The sequence below is a fragment of the Bacillus sp. z50 genome, assembly GCF_058313585.1.
This window is the reverse complement of sequence record NZ_JBZFQL010000002.1, coordinates 238,615-260,247: the sequence shown is the minus strand read 5'-3', so window position 1 is coordinate 260,247 and position 21,633 is coordinate 238,615. Positions and strand designations below refer to the sequence as shown.

The following is a 21,633-nucleotide window of genomic DNA, read 5'->3' as shown; positions in this document are numbered from 1 at the left end:
AAGGACGTTCCAGAAAAAGGGTTGGTTCTTTATTGTTTATTTTTTTGCTGGTTATGATAAAATTAAATTGGAATATTTTCCAATATTGCTATGCTAAATGATTTTTATTGGAGCCAAATAAGGCTTAATGATATCCATCAGGCATTCAATAAATAAAGGATCGTCATTGGCAGCTTCTATATAATGATATTTTTCACCGCCGTTTTCCATAAAAATAGTATGATTCTCAACCTGAAGTTCTTCCAGTGTTTCCAGGCAATCTACTGTAAAACTGGGAGCGAGAATGTGAATATGTTTAGAACCGCTTTTGGCAAGATGACGTAACGTTTCACTGGTTGAAGGTTCAAGCCAAGGTTCCTTACCAAATTTAGATTGATAGCATGTAATGATAGTGTGATCTGGCAATTCTTTTTTTAGAGCTTGAGTGGTTTTTAAGCATTGGTATGGATAATCGTCACCATCAGATACATATCTTTTAGGTATGCCATGATAGGACAGGACTACCGCATCAGGGTGGCCATGTTCTTTTGTGCATAGTTCAATACGCGTTTTTAATAATTTAATCCATATTGGATGATCAGGGTAGTCACGTATAAATATTACTTCCGGGATATCTCTCCATTTAGATAATGTTTGGTTCAAATGATCCCATACAGATCCTGTAGTAGTGGAGGAATATTGCGGAAATAAAGGCACGACAATTAATCGGCGCATTCCCCATTTATGCAGCTTTTCTAATTCATCCTTTATAGATGGTTTACCATAATTCATAGCAAGTGAGACTTTAATATTAGAATGTGCGAATTGTTTCTCTAATTCTTGTTTTTGTTTAATAGAGATGGTTAATAAAGGTGATCCTTCATTCGTCCATATAGATTGGTAGAGCTTTGCGGTTTTCGGCGGCCGTGTTCTCAGAATAATTCCGTGCAGGACAGGCATCCATTTCCACCTAGGTAAATCAATTACTCTACTGTCACTTAGAAATTCTTTTAAATACGAACGTACAGAGGACGTGGTTGGTTGATCAGGTGTACCCAAGTTAACTAAAAGAATAGCTGTCTTTTCCATATCCATTCTCCTGCCGTATAATAATATTGTTATTATTATTTTAATATATATATAATTTATATTACAAAAACTTTTTGTACAAAAACGTACTATTTGACTCAATTGTTACAGTCCCAGATAAAAGGAGTGTGTATATTGCTTGTTCTAAATCAAAAAATACTCGCAAAGACCATTCGGATGATGGAACGTAAGATGGTACAGGCCTCCTTCCTGAAACCTAGTATAAAACCTAACGTTGAAAGGGAGGAGCGGTTGATTGAAACAAATTTAGGAAATACTCGCGTCATTACATATCGGCCAAACCGGAATACAGAGGGACCATTACCCGTTTTTGTGAATATGCATGGCGGTGGATTTGTGATGGGAAGTGCTGAATTGGATGATGCGTGGTGTCCTGTGATAGCGGACCGAGCCAGTTGTTTAGTAGTGAATATTGATTATCATCTGGCACCAGAATACAAATTTCCTGCTGCAATATATGAATGCTATGATATTCTGAAATGGCTTTATGAGAACCCCAATGTCCTTCAGGTAGACAATAAGCGAATAGCAGTTGGGGGACATAGTGCAGGTGGGAATTTAGCAGCTGCTCTTTGTTTGCTGAACAAGGAGAGAGAGCAGATTCCTTTAGTGAAGCAAATCCTTAATTATCCACCGCTGGACCTTGCTACTGATCCGGACCTGAAATTCAAGCATAAAAAAGCCATACCACCCAGACTGGCAAAACTGTTTAATGAATCCTATTTAAAATCAATGAAAGATGCGGAAAACCCATTGGTCTCTCCTGTATATGCTGAGGATTTGGAAGACTTGCCGCCTGCTTTAATCATCACTGCTGAATTTGACTCTCTTGCAGATGAAGCCGACTACTATGCAAGCCAGCTTGAAGAAGCTGGGGTGACAGTCAAGAAGAAGAGGTACATGGAAGCTGCACATGCATTTACTCATACAGGTGAATTGAAACAGGCTGAAGAGGCATGGCACTTAATTAGTGATGAATTAAAAGAGGCCTTTTCCTAGATTAATGCTGGGCTTACGCTGTCCTGATGATTTTTGATAAATCTATATAAATAAATCGAAAAACAATGGCGGTTCAATTCATTTAGAGTTGGACTGCTTCTTTTTATAAGCGCATATCCTTAAACATATTTATTAAAAAAGTTCATAATAATGTTATTAAATGGATATATATACATGAATGATGGATTTTATTAATAATAAGGCTGTTTTGTATAGTTTGTGCCCTGTATAAATGGGTATAATTGATTTAAGGATAATATTGGAAATTATCTCTATTGGTTCCATTGGCTTGAATCAGGAAAAGATTTAGGATTTAATAAACGCGTGGAACAAATGTTTATTTCAAAAAAATCTAATTATAAAACAGTTGGAATGTTGAGAAATGCATAAAAAGACCTTGATATGTGTGATCACCTTAAAGAGATATCTAAATATTTTTCATATCTTTGCTTTTCAATGTTCAGTTCATATATTCTAATAAAATCTACTGTAAAATTAGGGTACGGTTTCAACTCTCTATCTGCTATTTTTTCCATTTCTATTAGTTCTTTTTTAGAGAGCCCAGTAGAAATATTTCCACCGTATTTTTCTTTCCCCAGAGTTAAGTGAGGTACAAAGGCATCAAGTTCAAAATACTGTTTTATTAAGTCTTCTGACGGTGAAATCTCATTAATGATTTTTTGATGCAATTTGTGTAAGTTAGTTGAGTTAACACTCAAATATAAAACGCTATCTCCAAAATAGTTGGGCTTATCTAATGATACTTGAAAAGGTTTGAAGGTATCGCATACGGTTTGTACCTTATCAATCCATTGTTTATCTGGAGTTAGTCCTCCTTGTGCTTTCAATGTTATGTGTGGTTCTACACCCGATTGTTTAATCCATTTACTTTGAAAATGCTCAATACGTTCCAAATATTCTTCAGGTGGAACAATCCCTATAAAATACTCCAAATTCATTCTTCTTTACACCCTTATTTTCAGTTTTAATTATTTTAACAGAAAATACCGAACATGCAAATGGAATTATTACGTGAAAAACAACAGCCATAAAAAAGATGCTATTCATATACTTTTAATGAGACAAAGAAACTTTAACTGTCTCGAAGTTTAAGACTTTAATATAAAATTTGTATTCAATTATATCTTCAATAGTCCTTATGAGGATTAACTTCTAAAATGTTATATACCGATAATCAACCAGTCTATTCATATACTTTACAGATGTCATAAATAATAAAAGATGGGAGAGGGTTATTGTGCCTGGCTGTAGTAACGATTTTTATATAGCAATTGGCGGTAATATTGTTGCTCAGATAGAATTTGTGGCAGATGAGCAAGAGGTATCTGAACAAGGGAGTATCATCATTAATCATACATTAGTTGCAAATAGCTACAGGGGGAAAGGTTTGGGCAAGGCATTAGTAAACCGTGTAGTATTGCATGCAAGAAATGAAAATAAATATATTAAGCCCGTTTGTCCATTTGCAAAAATGATGCTTGAAAATAAAAAAGAATATCAGGATGTTTTAATGTAATCCAATAATCTAAAATGTACACACCTATTTCACTTCCTTATTTGCAAAAGTAAGGATTTTTGTTTTTAAAATATGGATATACAAAATCTGTTTGGGCCGAGGTACTTCTTGTTTTGCTGACATTAAAGAGGCTTTCACCCCTTTATGTTAATGATTTGTTATTTCGAATACAGATTTTTACGAAAAGCAGAAATAGTAGATATTCCGTCCTCCAAAAAGTATGATAAAAGTATAGAAATAACAAAATATGGCGATGCATGGAGTGGGAGTGTGAATAGGTAATGAAAGTAATAGGATTATCAGGTTCCATAATTGGTGAAAAAACACCTAAATCAGTGGAAGAGGTATTGGCAGCTGTAAACAAAATAGATAATCAATTAGATACAGAATTAATAGATCTTAGAAATTATAATGTGGAATTTGTAAGAGGCATTCCTTTTTCATCCTATAATCAGGATACCCGAACGGTAGTCAATAAACTAAACGATGCGGATATTATAATAATTGGTACACCCATTTATCAGGCGTCGATACCGGGTGTTCTAAAAAATCTATTTGATCATTTAGCTCCGGATTGTTTTAAAGGAAAAGTGGTAGGAATTGTTACGAATGGAGGATCTGAAAAACACTTTTTAGTAACTGAGTACCAATTAAAACCGATATTATCTTATTTCAAAGCGATAATACCATTTAATAATGTATTTTTACATACAAGCTGCTTTGGACCTGGCAATAAAATTGTAAATGAAGAGGAGAATAATAGGATCCAAGCATTGGCTCAGGAAGTTATTGATTTAAAGGAGATTCACTAAAATTTTATCAGATCCTCTAACTAAATGTGAATGAGAAAAATGGTATCTGCATTCCTAGCATTTCAATAGAATATAGAGCATTCAAGATAAAGATAGGAGTAGACGACTTACTAAGACATAAAAAAGTAAGAGATTTTCTTCCTACAGAGAATTGGATGAAGAGATTGAATTGATTTTTAAACTGCTCAATCTCTTTTTCATTCAATTTATATGAAAGGGTTAATTGTGTTTATTAAAATCAGATGAATAGTTTGAAATATCGCTTATTAATGATTTATCTTCATTGATATCCAATGTACGAAGTTTCATAATTAAATGTACGCGTCGTTTATAAAAATCTTTGTGTGATATGGACCGGTTATCATAGTACATTTGATAATTTTTTCTCAATTCATTTAATAATTCATTATATTTTTTTTGAGCGCACACTATATCACCTTCTTTCCTCATGATGTTATATTTAAATAATATCACAAAAGATTCTGTTAATTCACCGTTAAAATTTTTCCACATTCAAAATATTATGTAAATTATAACCCTTAAGACTAATGGTTAGTATCAAGTTCCTGTTAAAGGTATAGAATTAGACCGAGATTGTTTATAGTAAAAATTGTATCACGACGAATTTCCTTTCGTAGGTTCCAACCTTCGCATAGAATGACATTCAAAAAAGCTTCAGGTAATGATAAATGGTCTAAAATAGACCATGATATCAAAGAGAAAAACTTACTGCCTTTTAAAGAGAGGCGAGGCTGGGACAAGTATTTCAGTTAATGATAAACCCAAACTATTAGGTGATATTTCAATTGGATATTCGCCGGCTAGGTTGCGTTTTAATTGTCTTCAATAGAAAGGTTCATTCTGCATACGATTATTCATATCAAGTGGAATGGAACGGAAGCCACTCGACTCCTTGGGAAGTAGAGGAGGCTTAAGACCCAGCAGGCTCAGCCGAGGAAGCGCCCAATGGAACAGACTTTTTTCTCAAACTTAACTCTTTAATAAGCAACAAAGTCTAGTAAGATTAATTTAGATATCGTTCGTCTACAGGATTGTTTTCAAGTTATTTCCCAGCCTCGTTTTTTTATTTGCTTATCTATAATACTCTCACAGCGAACGATTATGATTATTGGAATTTAGATGATAGAAGAATGAAGATTTAATATAGGACGGTTCTCTTCAACGATTTAATGTGGTACGTAAATATAATTTGTCTAAAAAGGCAGTGCAACAGGCCATAAATGACTGCCGCACTGCCTTTTAAATAGATTTGTATCATAAATGTTATTTCTAAAGTGGATTTTACGAATCATTGTTTACTTCGGAATAAGCTCCTAGAAATTGAGCTAACACTTCTTTGTTTTGAGATATATCTGCGAGTGTATAGCCATCTAATACGTTTAAAAAAGCATACAATGCTTTATTTAAAATACCTCTCAACGTACAAACAGGAGAGATGGGACATGTATTATGATCAGAAAAACACTCAACTATGTTAAAATCTTCTTCAGTTTTTCTTACTAAACCCCCGATATTGATTTCATGAGGTTTCATTGCCAGTCTCATGCCGCCATTACGCCCACGTATTGTTTCTATATAACCTAACTTGCCCAGCTGGTATATGATTTTCATTAAATGATTTTTGGATATGCCATAGGCATCAGCAATTTCTTTTATATTTACTAATCGATCGGGATGACTTGCCAAGTACATAAGCACCCTGATGGAATAGTCACTGAAATTTGTTAATCGCATAGTCACGCCCCGCTTCAGATTATCTACTCATCTTTAATACTACCATACATAAATAGGCTTCCAAAGAAAGTTCACAGAAAAGATGTATCTGAAATATTGCTTTTACTTTCCAATAGAGTAAAATTAAAGATGTATTTCAAATACATCTTTAAAAGGGGATTTTTATATGTTGTCTACTCAAACAATCGAAATTGTGAAATCAACTGCACCAATATTGGAAACAAGGGGTAAGGAAATAACTACGGTATTTTATAAAACGATGTTTGAAGCACATCCTGAGCTTTTGAATATTTTTAATCATGCAAATCAAAAAAGAGGCAGACAGCAGACTGCATTAGCAAATACGGTAACAGCTGCGGCCTATTATATCGATCAATTGGAAGTGCTTCTGCCGGTTGTAAAACAAATTGCACATAAACACCGTAGTTTAATGATTAAACCTGAGCATTATCCGATTGTAGGAAAATATTTATTGTTGGCTATTAAAAAAGTATTAGGTGATGCGGCTACAGATGATATTTTAAAAGCGTGGGAAGAGGCCTATGGGGCAATCGCTGATATCTTCATAGGGGTTGAACGTGAAATGTATGAAGAAGCGGAAAATAAGGTTGGTGGTTGGAGAGACTATCGAGAATTTGAAGTCATAAAGAAAGTGAGGGAAAGTGACGGTATTACTTCCTTCTATTTAAAACCAACCGATGGGCTGGCAATACCCGAATTTGAACCGGGCCAATATATAACTGTTCGGGTTCAAATTCCAGGAGAACAGTTTATGATGAATCGCCAATATAGCTTAACGAATGTATCCAATGGTGAATACTATCGAATTTCTGTAAAAAGTGAAAGTATGCATGACAATCCTGATGGTAAAGTATCTAATTACCTGCATAAGGAAGTTTGTACGGGTGATATAGTACAACTAACGGTACCAGCGGGAGATTTTACTTTAGAAGAGGACACCGAGCCAATTACCTTTATAGCTGCCGGAGTAGGGATAACGCCATTTATTAGTATGTTGAATACACTTTATAAACAGGAATCATTAAGAAAAATTACTTTGATACACGCGTTTAAAAACAGGAAGGTTCAAGCATTTGCTGATGAGCTCTCCATGTTAAACAGGCAAATGCATGATATGACAATCAACTTTTATAATGAAGAAGCTGATGTAATCGAGGAGAATTATAAAATAGGCAGAATCAATGAAGAGGTATTGAGGCAATTAGATCAGAATGGAATTTTCTATGTTTGTGGGCCAGTCGAATTTATGCAAGGTGTCATTCAAATGCTTTATAAACTAGGCGTACCGCAAGAAAAAGTACGGTTTGAATTTTTTGGACCTTCCATGAAAATCGAAACAGTAACAGAAAAAGTGTGAAAAAAACATGCTGGGAAGTTTATTCCTGGCATATTTTTTATAAATTCCTCGTCTGTTAAACTCTTTGTTGTGAAAATCAGCAGAGAATATGTTTTGTCTCCGTAACTCACCATGATTTTATTATTCTATAACGATCCCAAACATTACTAAAAGTGTGCGCTGAATTGATTGGTTTAATAGATTAAAAGAGGGGAGGATGGTAAAGGAATATACAGAGATAAAGATTATAAAAAACAATAAGAAGAATTCCTCAAGCACCTTTAGTGCGTTTGTTGATCAGGTATTAATTACCGTCATTTGTTTAGTGAAAGACATTCAAATGAAGTGCCTAAGGATTAATCTAATACTTCTTGCCTTAAATCGGTATGTTCAGAGACACAACTATCTCAGCTGGTTAACCCTAAATGATTAATCTGCAGCTGTACACAAAAACCAGGTTTCTTTTAGTCTATATGTACATTTCATATGTTTGCATTGACATTTCATAAAGGTAGCTGATTGAATGGCTAGATAGTCAGTATACTTAATAAAAGGATCACCCGATAAAATCAGTCTCTATTCATATCGGTTAATAATTTGGTGTCGTGTATAATATGTACCGTAGCGAAACAAGAATTTCAATTGTAATTGACTCTCATTGATACAGAAATAATAAACAGTGTTAGTCGAATTTGACTCTTTTTTATAATTAATTGATAAAGAGCTTGCAACATTTTCTATATAATGTTCCATTTCCATCCGTTTAATTATGTGGCTGCCTAATAATTTCTGTTTCTTAAACGAATCTAATCTGTCTAATAGTTCCTTCTTTATTAGTATACAATCTTCCATATTTATAGGTAATCATCCCCTGTTTTTTTTTGAATTTATTCATAAAAAAAGCCAGAAAAGGACAAATTTATTAATCCTTTCCTGACTTATGTATGGTTCTATGCCCACTCATTGCTATCAGTTATTTTATTAAGATGTTACAGATAACTTTATCGCAGATGGGGGTTATTGTCAATCAACCAATCAACTTTGCAAAATGAAAATAATATAGCTAGTATCTTTCTCGAAATTCCAAAAAGTAAATTTATCGATTATTTTGGTGTTTAAATAGTTCTCGAAGTTTCTTTTATGCTCTATTATCAAACGTTTCTCCAAATCCCGCTTCGCGATCGTTAATTGTTCAGTAAAGCCGAACTTGATCATTTCCTTTTCGATCGGAACCATTATACCTTTTCGGACAATCATCAGCTGCCGCTTATTGAGCATAGTTGAATAGATTTCCACTGGTTCTTTTTGAGCAAGCTTGGTAACCTTCGCTAATTCTCGTTCGACTTTCTCTCTATTTCTATAATCACTGATGCTCGTTGCTGTTTTTGATAGCGTAATAATAAACATGCCAGTCGAAGTTTGCAAATTCCAATCATAAAAGAATTCATCAACTTTTGTTCCTAATGCTGCTTCAATATAGGAGGTGATGTCTTTGATTATGGTTTCCATGAGAAGGTCCCGGTTCTTTTGCACGTAAACTTCACCATCTTGATTAGCCAATAAGGATTTCTCCATAGGGGAAAGGAAATCGGCAAGATGCACAGCAAGAGTAGGAGACGATAACGTACAAATAACGTGGCTGGGGCCCCGTCCGAAGGTTTCTCTTAGCATTCTTCCTATATAACTGCTAATGTCTTTTTCGGCTTTTGTTATTTCCATATCATACACCTCAGGCTTTGTGACTTTCTTATCATTTATCCCTAAGTAATTTTTTTGAAACATCAGACAAAGACTTATTACAGGGGATTTTAGTCTGAATTAAAAGATTAAAGTCAACGAAAACATCTAGAAACGATTAGGACATGAGAGGGGTGATTGGTCAAACTTTGGCGCTGCGGAAATAATATTTAATATTATCAAATGTGCCGGGAAGTTTTCTTCCCGGCACATTTGTTTTATACGGCTTCATCTGCAAACTGGCTGTTATAAAGATCCGCATAGAAACCATTTTGTCTCAGCAACTCATCATGAGTACCTTGTTCAATGACGGTTCCTTTATTCATTACTAGAATTAAATCTGCATCTTTAATCGTGGATAAACGGTGAGCGATCACAAAGCTTGTACGATTTTCCATTAAGCGATTCATCGCTTTCTGAATAAAGATTTCAGTTCTTGTATCAACACTGCTTGTTGCTTCATCCAAGATTAGAATAGAAGGGTTTGCTAAAATGGCACGAGCTATTGTAAGCAATTGTTTTTGACCCTGTGATATATTGGATGCTTCTTCATTTAATTCAGTTTCATATCCTTCTGGCAATGTACGAATAAAATGATCGGCATGAGCTGCTTGGGCTGCTTCAATAATTTCTTCACGAGTGGCACCTTCACGACCATAGCCAATATTATCTGCAATGGTACCATTAAAGAGCCATGTATCCTGAAGAACCATACCGAATAATCCATGGAGATCTCCGCGTTTCATTTCTTTAATATCGACACCATCAATTTTTATGCTTCCGCCATTTAATTCATAAAAACGCATTAACAGGTTAATCATTGTTGTTTTACCTGCACCGGTCGGACCTACTATGGCTACTTTTTGCCCTGGTTTGACATCAAGATTCATATCTTCAATCAATAGCTGATCCTGCTTATATCCGAATGCAACATGATCAAAAACCACATGTCCTTTTGGATGAGAAATCATTTGTGGATTCGTTGTTTCTGCTTCCTCCTCCTCCTCATCTAGCAGTTCAAATACACGTTCTGCAGAAGCAACAGTAGATTGAATAATGTTAGCGATATTCGCCGTTTGAGTAATCGGTTGTGTGAATTGGCGTGCATATTGTATAAAAGCCTGTATATCACCAACTGTTATTCTTCCGTTTGTAACAAAAATACCGCCAACTACACATATGAGTACATATCCGATGTTTCCGATAAATTGCATGAAGGGCATAATTACACCTGAAATAAACTGTGCTTTCCAGGATGATTCGTATAATTTTTCATTTATTGCCTCAAACTCTTCCAAAGCTTTTTCCTCTTGGCCAAAGGCTTTCACGACCTCATGTCCAGTATAGATTTCTTCAACATGGCCACTTAAATTTCCAAGTGATTTTTGTTGGCCAGCAAAGTAGGTTTGAGATTTTTTGGCTACAAATACAGCGACTACTCCGCTTAAAGGTAATGTTAAAAGAAGAATTCCTGTCATAACCGGGCTGATCGACAGCATCATAATAATAACACCAATAATCGTTACTACACTGGTAATAAGCTGTGTTAAGCTTTGTTGTAAGGTAGTGCTGATATTATCAATATCATTCACAATCCGGCTTAAAGTTTCACCTGTAGTTGTTCCATCAAAATACTTTAAAGGCAGCCGAGATACCTTAGCTTCAGCTTCTTCTCTTAATGTAAATACCGTATTTTGAGCAACGCTTGCCATAATATATTGCTGGATAAAGGCGAAGATTGAGCTAAACAAATATAAGGCGCCGAGTAGGAAGAGAATTCGAATGATATACTCAAAATCGATGCCTGCGCCAGGAATACCTGACATTTTTTTCATAATGCCTTCAAATATTTTCGTTGTCGCTTTACCTAATACTTTTGGGCCGACAATGGTGAAAACCGTACTGAGGATTGCAGCCAGCAATACAGTTAAAAGGCGAAATTTATAAGGTGCTAAATAACGAATTAATCGTTTTAACGTACCCTTAAAATCTTTTGCTTTTTGTATCGGTGCTCCTGGACCACCTGGAGGACCAAATCCCGGATTTGATTGTCTTCTTGTCATTCTGCTCATGCAATCTCCTCCTCAGAAAGCTGTGACTTCACAATTTCTTGATAGGTATCACATGATTTTAGTAATTCTTCATGTGTACCAATTCCCATAACATTTCCTTCATCCAATACAATGATACGATCGGCATCCATAACCGTAGATACACGTTGGGCAACCAATAAAACCGTTCCTTCCGTGGTTTCACTTTTTAAAGCTTTCCGCAGCTTAGCGTCCGTTTTGAAATCCAGTGCAGAAAAGCTGTCATCAAACATATAGATTTCCGGTTTTCGAACCAAGGCTCTCGCAATGGACAGACGTTGCTTTTGTCCTCCGGAAATATTTGTACCGCCCTGAGAAATAGGAGAGTCAAAGCCTTCCTTCATATTAGAAACAAAATCATAGGCTTGTGCGACTTTTGCAGCATGGGTGACTTCCTCATCACTGGCATTCTCATTTCCGTAGAGGATATTTTCCTTTACGGTACCGGTGAATAAAACAGCTTTCTGAGGAACTAGACCAATTCGGTTACGTAAATCCACTAATTCCAGTTCCTTAATATTGATTCCATTTAGATAAATACTGCCTTCAGTCGGTTCATAAAAACGAGGAATCAGCTTTAATAATGTTGATTTCCCAGAACCAGTTCCGCCGATAATGGCTGTAACCTCACCAGGACCAGCGCTAAATGAAAGGCCTTTTAAGGCAGGTTCTTCGGCACCTGGATAGCTGAATGTAACATTCTTAAATTCCAGGTAGCCAGTTTTAGTTGGTTTAGCTTCATGTTTAATTGGCTCATCTTTAATAGTGGGCTTAATCGCCAATACTTCATTAATACGAGCTGCGGAAGCAGAAGCACGAGGAATCATGACAAACATCATGGAAAGCATAACCATGGAGAACATAATTTGCATGGCATATTGAATAAAGGCCATTAAATCACCGACCTGCATATCTCCATGATCAATCCTGATTGCACCAAACCAAACAACCGCAATGGTTGTATAGTTCATAATCAGCATCATGAGCGGCATAAGTGTAGCCATTAATTTATTCACTTTGATAGTAGTGTCTCTTAAGTCTTTGTTGGCCTTCTTAAAACGTTCCTTTTCAAAATTGATCCGATTAAAGGAACGAATGACACGGACACCAGTCAAATTTTCGCGAATGACACGGTTTACAGCATCCAATCTGCGTTGAACCAGTTTAAATAGAGGGACGCCTTTCCAGATGACAAAAAGAATAACGCCCACTAAGACCGGAATCGCAAGGATGATAACCCAGGATAGTTCGGGATCTTTTGAAAAGGCCATAATAATGCCACCAATAGCCATTAAAGGTGCCATTATCATCATTCTAAGGATCATGTTAAGGACCAATTGTACCTGTGTTATATCATTGGTTGTTCTTGTAATTAAGGAAGCAGTACCAACTTGTTCAAATTCATGAAGTGAAAAATTCTCAACATGGGAGAATACTCTGGAGCGAAGATTTTTGCCAAATGACATGGATACTTTGGCGCTGAAGTAACTTGCCGTAATAGAGCAAAGCGTACCAACTGCAGCAACCAAAAGCATAAATCCGCCAATTTTCCATATGTATGGTATGTTCTGATTAATGACACCTTTGTCGATGATGTCAGACATCAATGTGGGTAAGAATAATTCTGATAATGACTGTATAAATACCAATGCGAATATAAAAACAATCGGTAATTTATACGGTGCTAAATAGCGAAACAATTTCCTCAAAAATTAACAACTCCTTAATACTGATTTTCATTAAAAAACTCATACACTTTGGTTAATAATCGGGTGAGTTCCTTACTATCATCTAATCCGATATATTCCTCTAGAAGGGTAAAAGTTTGATGTAATTTAGCAAGTGCTGCATCTGCTACAGAATCTCCCTCACATGTTAATGTAACCAGTACCACCCTGCGATCATTTTTATCAATTCTGCGGGTAATTAGGTTATGCTGTTCCAGCTTATTTAAAATGGGGGTAACAGATGGCATTTTAACATTTAACTGCTTGCTGATCTCGGATACCTTAATCTCGGTAATATGTTGAGTTTTTTCTTTGATACATGTCAAAACTCTTATTTCACTTGGTTTATATCCTTTTATTGTTTTCTTTTCCCAATCCAATTTGTCAAACTGTGTAAAAGCCCTGATCAATTTTTCAACTGATCGGTCTTTGTTAACTGTCATACCTCCACCTCTAAAACAAAGTCTTCCTAATAGTTAAGTAACCAAATTAAAAGCAAATAAAATTATATTTATATAATATATACAAGTCAATATAGCTATACGGTTTCAGAAAGTGTAAAATATGACAAATTAAATACGATGGTTTTGTAGGTCTGTTAAATAAAAGAAATAGGAAATGAAAAAATGTATAATGTATAAAACATATTAAATTCAGCTTAAAATCCCAATGTTTTACATAATTAGGATTGTCTTTATATCAGTTCTTCGGTAACGTTATATATAGAAGCTAAACTCAGGAGGAAGAAAGTTTATGAAAGAAAGAAAACAGAAGGGGAGTTATAAACGCTTTTTTCGGTTATTGCATGCAACGAACCCTTCATATGGAAGACTTGGTTTTGCACTCGGTCTGAGTATTATTACTACCCTTATTGGGTTGCTCATTCCATTGTTAACAAAGGAATTGGTAGACGGCTTCAGTATGTCTTCATTATCTAAAAGTCAGATTCTCATAATTGTATTGGTGTTTATTGCTCAAGCTGGTTTAAGTGCATACGCGACCTATGCACTTGGATATAATGGTCAAAAAATCATTGCAGGCTTGAGGGATTTATTATGGAAAAAGTTGATTAAGCTGCCTGTATCGTACTCTGACAAATATGGTTCAGGGGAAATGATTAGCAGATTAACAAATGACACAATGGTCGTCAAAGAATTGATAACTACCCATTTAGTTGGGGCTATTACTGGAATGATTTCAGTTATTGGGTCTATAACGATATTATTTATCATGAACTGGAAATTAACCCTGTTAATATTTATTGTTTTCCCAATAGCAGCCATGATTTTAATACCAATTGGCCGAATTATGCTTAATATCTCGAAGGAGACCCAAGCTGAAACTGGTAGATTTACAGGGGTATTAAATCAGGTCCTACCTGAAATCCGCTTAGTCAAGGCATCCAATGCAGAAGAAATTGAATATAATAGGGGAATGTCAGGTGTAAACCGGTTGTTCGCTCTTGGTTTAAAAGAAGCGAAGACCCAGTCTCTTGTTTCACCAATTATCACATTAGTGCTAATGGCTGCTCTAGTAGGAATTATTGGGTATGGCGGTATGCAGGTAGCGAGCGGAATTATTACAGCAGGTTCGCTTGTAGCTTTTATTCTTTACATTTTTCAAATTATTATGCCTATGGGGCAAATTACGACATTTTTTACTCAATTGCAGCGTTCGATGGGAGCAACCATGAGAATAATTGAAATCCTGAATGAAAAAGAAGAGGATTTACTCAAAGGGAAAGAACTAGTAAAAGCAAATGTCGATATCGTTCTCGATGATTTATCATTTGGATATGCAGAGGAGTCTTTAATTCTTCGTCATTTAAATGCAAAGATTGAAGCGGGAAAAGTAACAGCGATTGTTGGACCAAGCGGTGGAGGGAAGACGACTCTGTTTAAATTGCTTGAACGCTTTTACGAACCAAGTGAGGGATCAATCAGGATAGGTGAAATTCCTATCGGTGAATACAATTTGCAATCGTGGCGGAAGCATATTGGGTATGTATCTCAAGAAAGCCCGCTGTTGGCAGGTACGATCCAGGATAATATATGTTATGGTTTGGAAAGGGAAGTCACCTCCGCTGAACTGGAGCAAGCAGCTGAAATGGCTCATGCACTTGAATTCATTCAGCAGCTTCCAGAAGGATTCCAAACGGATGTAGGGGAGAGGGGATTGAAGCTGTCAGGAGGACAGCGCCAACGAATTGCGATAGCAAGAGCGTTATTGAGAAATCCAAGTATTCTAATGCTAGACGAGGCCACATCAAGTTTAGACAGCCAGTCTGAACAAATCGTGCAGGCTGCATTAAATAAACTAATGGTAGGGAGGACGACAATCGTTATTGCCCATCGATTATCAACCGTCGTCAATGCCGATCAGTTGTTATTTATTGAAAAAGGTGAAATTACAGGTAGAGGAACACATGAAGAATTAATGCAAACTCACAAGCTCTACCATGAATTCGCAACACAGCAATTAAAAATTAATGAGAATTTAAAAGAGAAGGCATAAATTGCACAAAGCATAACAATTTTTTTTGATATTTAAGAATGAACAACTAGCTAAACGAAACCAAAACTCGCTTAGAAATATTTTACTAAGCGCGTTTTGGTTTTTTTAAAAGCAATTTTACTATTATTTAAGGGTTATAAACCTGTAAATAGAATCAAAACGCCCAATTCCCATTTCGGAATATGGCCTCACGTGTACCATCAGGCAATTCTCCATCAATGTCCATATCAGCTGAACCAATCATAAAGTCCTCATGCACTTGGCTGATATTTACCCCATACTTATGCAATTGTTCGATATTCATTTCTTCTCCACCTTCGAGGCAAAATGGATATCCAGCTCCAATGGCGAGGTGGTTAGAAGCATTTTCATCAAATAACGTATTATAGAATAAGATATTTGATTCAGAGATCGGTGAATGGTGAGGTACCAGCGCAATTTCACCCAGGTATTTAGCTCCTTCATCAACATTGATAAGATGATTTAAAATTTTATTTCCTTTTTTTGCCACGGCATTTACGATTCTTCCTTCTTCAAATGTTAACGTAAATTCATCAATTACATTGCCGCCATAAGCTAACGGTTTTGTGCTTGAAACCGTGCCATTTACTCCATTTTTTAAAGGAATCGTAAATACTTCTTCAGTAGGCATATTGGCTACGAATTCTTTGCCGGTTGAGTCTTTAGCTCCTGCTGCGCACCACTTATGTTTCTCGGAAAGTTCAATTCTTAAATCCGTACCAGGTGCTTTATAGTGTATGTATTTATATTTTTTGTTATTTAAATAATCAGCTTTACTGATTAATGTATCAAGATGCTCCTCCCATGCTTGGATAACATTTTCCTGATCAACACGGACTGAAGAAAAGATGGCATCCCAAAGTAAATCTAAGCTGTTTTCTTGTCCAGGGAATATTTTTTTGGACCAACCCTCACCTGCAGCAGCAACGACTGTCCAACTGATCTTATTGGACTGCATTGCTTCGCGTAAATTATTGAGAGCCTTACCTGCAGCCTTTTGAAAATTAGCGATCCGATTTGAGTCGATCCCATTCAGTAAATCCGGATCTTGAGAGACAATCGTTATAAAAGTTGCACCTCTTTCAACCATTTCGTTTCTGGAGGCAGCCATCCATGAAGGAAATTCAGTAAATGCCTCGTCAGGTGCCAGCAAATATTTCGTTCGGTTAATTTCTTCATCACTCCATTCCACAAAAACCTGCTTTGCACCTGCTTCATAGGCTTTTTTAACAAGTTTACGTGTAAATGGTGCAGTTTCAATAGTGGATATGATGAATACAATTTGATCCTTTTGTACATTAGCAGCTTTCTTAACAGTCAAGTCAGCATAACGATCTAATTTTTCTTCAAAATTATTCATGGATTAATCCTCCCCATACAATATTATTTACTATAAAAGTATATCATCTAGATATCAGAAAATATCAAAAATTTATTTGGATAAAAATATAGAGCTGGATCTATAAGAAATCCAGCTCTATATAGCATTTTTATTAATGTCCTCCTAAGAAGACCAATTGAATAAGGAATAGTACACCAAAGATGTAAACAAGAGGTGGAACTTCTTTCGCTTTGCCACCAACTAATTTCAAGATTGGATAAATAATAAATCCAAATGCGATTCCAGTAGAGATACTTGAAGTTAAAGGCATCGCAAGGATAATAACAAATGCTGTAAAAGCTTCATCAAACTCAGACCATCTAATCTTTGATATACCTTCCATCATAAAGCACCCAACAATAATTAAAACAGGAGCTGTAATGGAAGCTAAGTTTGAGATGGCTCCAATAAATGGTGAGAAGAATAATGCTAAGCTGAACAATATAGCAACAACTACTGCTGTTAAACCAGTACGACCACCGGCAGCAACACCTGTACTTGATTCTACATATGCTGTTGAAGGACTTGTACCAAAAGCAGCACCAACAGTAGTAGCGATAGAATCACCAAGGAAAGCTTGCTTTGCCCTAGGAAACTTACCGTCTTTTAATAATCCGGCCTGTTCGGATACAGCCACCATTGTACCTGTTGTGTCAAAAATCGTTACGAGTAGGAATGAAAATACAACGGCGTATAAGCTGTTAGTGAATACACCACCGAGATCTAAATCAAAAAATGCTATTCCTTCTGGAAGTGAAGGGAGTAATTGCTTGGCTGTAATGTCCAGCATGCCTGTAAAATAGCCAATAATTGCTGTAATAATCATTCCAATAAACAAAGCACCAGGTACTTTTCTTACCATAAGAATAAGGGTAATGAATAAACCGGCAATTGTTAATAATGGAACAGGAGCAGTTAAATCACCTAAACCAACAAGATTGCTTTCGTTTGCGACAAAGATTTGTGCTTGTTTAAAACCAAGAAACGCTATGAATAAACCAATACCGGATGTAATTCCATATTTAATAGAAAGAGGGATGGAATTAATGATCTTTTCACGTAAATTACTAAAACTTAATAACATAAATAAAAGTCCGGCGATAAATACTGCGCCTAAAACCACTTGATAGCTAAGTCCTTGTGTCGCAACAACACTCGTAAAGTAAGCGTTTATTCCCATACCTGGCGCAACGGCGATTGGGTATTTTGCATACAAGCCCATAATTAAAGTACCAATTACTGCCGAGATAATGGTAGCAATAAATACCTGATTAAAGGGAATTCCTGAAGCGGAAAGGATTGCCGGGTTAACTATTACAATGTACACCATTGTAAAGAAAGTAGTTATACCAGCTAAAACTTCCGTTTTAACAGTAGACCCGTTTTGGCTAATTGAGAAAAATTTGTCTAACAATTCGTATACCTCCATCTATTCACCTTCAAAAAAGCGAACGTTTTTGACGACATTTAATATAATATTCGCTTTTAGGTTATTTTTCAACCACAAATTAATAATTATATTAATTATTTGCAATAACTACTTATAATATGAGGATTAAAGAGAGGCTTTATCCTAGTTATGAGGTTGATATTTAAAACATTATCATACTAAAACTGATTGTTAGTATTAGAAGTCATTATGAATAGTGCTTCAACATTTCAGGACTTTGATTTGTAAATGGTTGATGTTACTTTTGTGACTTCTGTATAGGTTGAAATACAAAGTAGACTGTGACCAAAAAACAAAAAGAAATTTATGTGAATAAATTAAAAATATACAAAAATTAGTAGATGAAAATATTTACATTTTTCATATCGGGAGTATTATTATCAAAGTTTCTAATTTCTAAATCGCTTAAGCATAATTGCGCGGGGGACCCATTGTGTTCTGGGGTGAATCCATTATGGTAGGGCTACTCAGTAGGCACGAATCCGACAGCTAACTCCTCAGCGTTTTATGAGAAGGAAGGTGGAACTTGTGAGACGAAACTAATATAACGTCTGCAGGTCTATTTATTGATGGCTTGCAGGCGTTTTTTGTTGATCAAGCTATTAATTTATTAATTTCTTAATAATAAAAGCGGGTGAGCAGAGTGGTTTCATCAATAAAACGTATACTCATTGGTCGTACTTTAAAGTCAATATAAACACAGAGTGATTTCCGCTATTAATGGAATCACTCTTTTTTTGCTTAAACTACACATCCCTTTAGATTTAATAGTTATATGAAATAATGATGGCATTTTTATGCATAAAAATACAAGTAAGTATTTACCTCAAAAAATTATGGTGATATAATTTATTTACTTTTTTAAAGAGGGTGATTCCCATTAGAATGTTAATTTTAGAAGATGAGCCTGTTGCGAGAAAAGTACTAAGGAAAAGGCTTGAATTACAAGGATATACAGTAGATGATTTTGACGATCCAGAGGATGCAATTATAGCTTGTGATAAAGTGAAATACGATTTATTAATTTTTGATATTACCATTCATGGTGCAATTATTGATGGTTTGGAAGCTGCTTCTATTATAAGGAAAAAACATAATATTCCCTTTGTCCTCGTTACCGGAGCAGATTCGTCAGATGCAAGATTGCGAGGATTACAGGAAGGTGCGCTTTTGTATTTTACAAAGCCTTTCAGCTACAAAGAACTTGTCCTTAACATAAAAAATATTATGGAAAGTACAGCAGTAAAAAATAATTCGTATTATATACATAGAGGATTAAAAATTGAGCCTCTTCGTGGTACGATTACGAAAGAAGATGGCAGTGTTGAAACGCTATCGAAAATTCCAATGCAGGTGTATACGTATTTATTAGAACATAAAAATCAAGTTGTCAGTAAACAAGAATTATGGGAAAAAATATGGACTGAGCATGGGGATATGAGTGATGACATTATTAATACAACGATAAATCGGATTAGACGAAAGATAGGTAAGAATAGCATTAATACGATTAAAAATGTTGGATATGAAATCAATGACTAAAAATTGGCTTACTGTTAAACGGTTTACCATTTTATCCAATATTCTCATGTTCTTGATATTTACAGGCATAGTCTTACTGCAAAATATTAATCGGGTAAACGATTATGCAAAACATCGAATCAATGAAGTATTGCCGAACTTCTATTTGGTTGAAACTCATTTAGCTGAATACGGTTTACAGGAAGACTTTCTAAATGATAAATTCGGTAAGCTACCTGGTGCTTATGAGTATATGATGATTTTGGATAATGACTCAAGTTATCAAAATATTGCTTATAACCAAACATCAAAGAATATCAATATTTATGAAGGAAAAGATAAAAAATATTTACCAATAATTAAGTGGTTATTAGGTCAGAGTCGAGAAGACATCTATGTAAAAGATGGTTTAAGTGATAAAAAAATTAAGGTTGAGTTTTATGAAGTTAATGGATCTGTAATAGCTGAAATTGAGCATGCCATTCATACGGAAGCATTCAATGGTCAGTTATATACGAAAATAAATCTCTCGGTTCTGCTTATTGAAGATTTTAAAGAAATACTCATCACGAATGGTTATTTATATTTGATTATATTCATTTTTTTCTTTTTGTTTCAGGCCTTATTATTTGAAACTATTTTTAAACCTTTATCGAAGATGACCAATCATTATAAGCTGAAAAACAAGTTTAATATTACACCCCATTTTATGAATGACTATATGTTAAGGGAAATGGAAGAGTTAAACAATGTTACCAATAGTAGTGTTGAAAAAATGCTCGCTGTAACCGACGAGACGCATGCTTTCCTAGAAGAGATTGTCCATGAGGTTCGGAATCCTGCTCATAATATTAAGAATACCATCGAATATTTGGAGGACCTGATTGAAACGGATACCCTTCCTGAGATAAAGGAAGGATTATTTCATATTAAAAATGAATCTAGTAATATAGATTCATTATTAAAGGGTATTAAACTATCGCATGAACTTTATTATTTAGGAGGAAATCCTCCAGATAGCTGGATAGAACCAAAAAGCTGTATTGAACCATTAATGGCTGCCTATATGAGGAATTACCCCTCCTACACATTTATTTTTAATGATAATGTAAGTAAAACCACCAAAATCTGGATTGATGAGTATTCATTTGAATTAGTCATGCAGAATTTATTGAGCAATGCAGTGAAATATTCTACAAAGGAATCAACCATTTTTGTGGGAATTAGAGAGAATAAGCTTGATAATACTATTAATATTGACGTAACCAACACTGGCTCATCTATCCATTATTCTAATATCAATAAGATCTTTGATAAGTATGTACGTCTAAGTATGGCTAAGCAGATAACGTCTGGATCGGGTATTGGGTTATGGATTGTTAAAAGGGTTTCTGAAATTTATGATGTGAATATTGATGTAAATAGTACAAATCAATCAGCAACCTTTTCGCTGAAGTTCAAGCATATTAAACAGGAAAATATTGAAGAATAGCGCAGGGAAGAGTGGGGCAACAATTTAATGCATGCCTCACTCTTTTTTACATTACTGAATATTTCTTGGAGAATACGTTTTATTACTTGAAGTTTTAGCTGCTTTAGAGCATTTATCATAGCGGTTAAAATAGAATGAGAATGCTATTATG

At 35.2% G+C, this 21,633-nt stretch carries 16 protein-coding genes and 1 riboswitch; of the genes, 7 read left to right on the top strand and 9 right to left on the bottom strand.

Annotated elements, in window-relative coordinates:
- Window positions 1-93: 93 nt before the first annotated feature.
- Complete coding sequence (gene hemH / locus AC4G3N_RS07075) at window positions 94-1,068, bottom strand: ferrochelatase (protein WP_490558298.1); 975 nt, start codon at window positions 1,066-1,068, stop codon at window positions 94-96.
- Between the two features lie 126 nt (window positions 1,069-1,194).
- Between hemH and AC4G3N_RS07070 the strand changes: the two genes are divergently transcribed.
- Window positions 1,195-2,088, top strand: coding sequence for an alpha/beta hydrolase (locus AC4G3N_RS07070; RefSeq protein WP_373925461.1), 894 nt, complete (start codon window positions 1,195-1,197; stop codon window positions 2,086-2,088).
- Between the two features lie 410 nt (window positions 2,089-2,498).
- Here AC4G3N_RS07070 and AC4G3N_RS07065 read toward each other — a convergent pair whose 3' ends face one another.
- Window positions 2,499-3,047 carry a 2'-5' RNA ligase family protein gene (locus AC4G3N_RS07065; RefSeq protein ID WP_066100113.1) on the bottom strand — a complete coding sequence of 183 codons (549 nt, stop codon included), beginning with the start codon at window positions 3,045-3,047 and terminating at the stop codon, window positions 2,499-2,501.
- A gap of 251 nt (window positions 3,048-3,298) precedes the next feature.
- On the opposite strand from AC4G3N_RS07065, the gene AC4G3N_RS07060 reads away from it, so the two are divergent.
- Entirely contained in the window at window positions 3,299-3,625 is a 327-nt protein-coding gene (locus AC4G3N_RS07060) for a GNAT family N-acetyltransferase (RefSeq protein ID WP_077247930.1), read from the top strand.
- Window positions 3,626-3,906: 281 nt separating this feature from the next.
- The gene (locus AC4G3N_RS07055) at window positions 3,907-4,437 is read left to right on the top strand and encodes an NADPH-dependent FMN reductase (protein WP_066100107.1); all 531 of its coding nucleotides are present in this window, start codon (window positions 3,907-3,909) and stop codon (window positions 4,435-4,437) included.
- Between the two features lie 1,302 nt (window positions 4,438-5,739).
- On the opposite strand, the gene AC4G3N_RS07050 is transcribed toward AC4G3N_RS07055, so the two are convergent.
- Window positions 5,740-6,192, bottom strand: a complete 453-nt coding sequence (locus tag AC4G3N_RS07050) for an RrF2 family transcriptional regulator (protein WP_066100101.1) — start codon at window positions 6,190-6,192, stop codon at window positions 5,740-5,742.
- 166 nt (window positions 6,193-6,358) lie between these two features.
- On the opposite strand from AC4G3N_RS07050, the gene hmpA reads away from it, so the two are divergent.
- Window positions 6,359-7,570, top strand: coding sequence for an NO-inducible flavohemoprotein (hmpA, locus tag AC4G3N_RS07045; protein WP_490551779.1), 1,212 nt, complete (start codon window positions 6,359-6,361; stop codon window positions 7,568-7,570).
- A gap of 1,014 nt (window positions 7,571-8,584) precedes the next feature.
- On the opposite strand, the gene AC4G3N_RS07040 is transcribed toward hmpA, so the two are convergent.
- The 4 genes from AC4G3N_RS07040 to AC4G3N_RS07025 form a co-directional block, all read right to left on the bottom strand.
- Window positions 8,585-9,268, bottom strand: coding sequence for a Na-translocating system protein MpsC family protein (locus tag AC4G3N_RS07040; protein ID WP_491089963.1), 684 nt, complete (start codon window positions 9,266-9,268; stop codon window positions 8,585-8,587).
- A gap of 236 nt (window positions 9,269-9,504) precedes the next feature.
- Window positions 9,505-11,358, bottom strand: a complete 1,854-nt coding sequence (locus AC4G3N_RS07035) for an ABC transporter ATP-binding protein (protein WP_491089962.1) — start codon at window positions 11,356-11,358, stop codon at window positions 9,505-9,507.
- Window positions 11,355-13,085 carry an ABC transporter ATP-binding protein gene (locus tag AC4G3N_RS07030; protein WP_491089961.1) on the bottom strand — a complete coding sequence of 577 codons (1,731 nt, stop codon included), beginning with the start codon at window positions 13,083-13,085 and terminating at the stop codon, window positions 11,355-11,357. Before AC4G3N_RS07030 ends, AC4G3N_RS07035 begins: the two co-directional genes overlap by 4 nt.
- 14 nt (window positions 13,086-13,099) lie before the next feature.
- Entirely contained in the window at window positions 13,100-13,546 is a 447-nt protein-coding gene (locus AC4G3N_RS07025; RefSeq protein ID WP_066100083.1) for a MarR family winged helix-turn-helix transcriptional regulator, read from the bottom strand.
- A gap of 310 nt (window positions 13,547-13,856) precedes the next feature.
- On the opposite strand from AC4G3N_RS07025, the gene AC4G3N_RS07020 reads away from it, so the two are divergent.
- On the top strand, window positions 13,857-15,617 hold the full coding sequence (locus tag AC4G3N_RS07020; protein ID WP_139891185.1) for an ABC transporter ATP-binding protein: 1,761 nt from the start codon (window positions 13,857-13,859) through the stop codon (window positions 15,615-15,617).
- Between the two features lie 154 nt (window positions 15,618-15,771).
- On the opposite strand, the gene AC4G3N_RS07015 is transcribed toward AC4G3N_RS07020, so the two are convergent.
- Together AC4G3N_RS07015 and AC4G3N_RS07010 are read right to left on the bottom strand one after the other, a co-directional pair.
- Window positions 15,772-16,998 (bottom strand): aminopeptidase, encoded by a 1,227-nt coding sequence (locus AC4G3N_RS07015; RefSeq protein ID WP_066100078.1) that lies wholly within the window; start codon window positions 16,996-16,998, stop codon window positions 15,772-15,774.
- Between the two features lie 133 nt (window positions 16,999-17,131).
- Window positions 17,132-18,433 (bottom strand): NCS2 family permease, encoded by a 1,302-nt coding sequence (locus tag AC4G3N_RS07010; protein WP_066100075.1) that lies wholly within the window; start codon window positions 18,431-18,433, stop codon window positions 17,132-17,134.
- Window positions 18,434-18,861: 428 nt separating this feature from the next.
- A riboswitch (cyclic di-AMP (ydaO/yuaA leader) is annotated at window positions 18,862-18,988 on the top strand.
- Between the two features lie 366 nt (window positions 18,989-19,354).
- On the opposite strand from AC4G3N_RS07010, the gene AC4G3N_RS07005 reads away from it, so the two are divergent.
- Together AC4G3N_RS07005 and AC4G3N_RS07000 are read left to right on the top strand one after the other, a co-directional pair.
- A complete protein-coding gene (locus tag AC4G3N_RS07005; RefSeq protein ID WP_066100072.1) occupies window positions 19,355-20,011 on the top strand; it encodes a response regulator transcription factor in 657 nt (218 codons plus the stop codon).
- Entirely contained in the window at window positions 20,004-21,482 is a 1,479-nt protein-coding gene (locus tag AC4G3N_RS07000; protein ID WP_181161987.1) for a sensor histidine kinase, read from the top strand. The genes AC4G3N_RS07005 and AC4G3N_RS07000 overlap by 8 nt, the downstream gene beginning before the upstream one ends.
- Window positions 21,483-21,633 lie beyond the last annotated feature (151 nt).

Coding starts and splice junctions, on each gene's coding strand:
- hemH (WP_490558298.1), bottom strand. CDS start 1,068: ATGGAAAAGACAGCTATTCTTTTAGTTAACTTGGGTACACCTGATCAA.
- AC4G3N_RS07015 (WP_066100078.1), bottom strand. CDS start 16,998: ATGAATAATTTTGAAGAAAAATTAGATCGTTATGCTGACTTGACTGTT.
- AC4G3N_RS07065 (WP_066100113.1), bottom strand. CDS start 3,047: ATGAATTTGGAGTATTTTATAGGGATTGTTCCACCTGAAGAATATTTG.
- AC4G3N_RS07050 (WP_066100101.1), bottom strand. CDS start 6,192: ATGCGATTAACAAATTTCAGTGACTATTCCATCAGGGTGCTTATGTAC.
- AC4G3N_RS07040 (WP_491089963.1), bottom strand. CDS start 9,268: ATGGAAATAACAAAAGCCGAAAAAGACATTAGCAGTTATATAGGAAGA.
- AC4G3N_RS07035 (WP_491089962.1), bottom strand. CDS start 11,358: ATGAGCAGAATGACAAGAAGACAATCAAATCCGGGATTTGGTCCTCCA.
- AC4G3N_RS07020 (WP_139891185.1), top strand. CDS start 13,857: ATGAAAGAAAGAAAACAGAAGGGGAGTTATAAACGCTTTTTTCGGTTA.
- AC4G3N_RS07000 (WP_181161987.1), top strand. CDS start 20,004: ATGACTAAAAATTGGCTTACTGTTAAACGGTTTACCATTTTATCCAAT.
- AC4G3N_RS07055 (WP_066100107.1), top strand. CDS start 3,907: ATGAAAGTAATAGGATTATCAGGTTCCATAATTGGTGAAAAAACACCT.
- AC4G3N_RS07005 (WP_066100072.1), top strand. CDS start 19,355: ATGTTAATTTTAGAAGATGAGCCTGTTGCGAGAAAAGTACTAAGGAAA.
- hmpA (WP_490551779.1), top strand. CDS start 6,359: ATGTTGTCTACTCAAACAATCGAAATTGTGAAATCAACTGCACCAATA.
- AC4G3N_RS07025 (WP_066100083.1), bottom strand. CDS start 13,546: ATGACAGTTAACAAAGACCGATCAGTTGAAAAATTGATCAGGGCTTTT.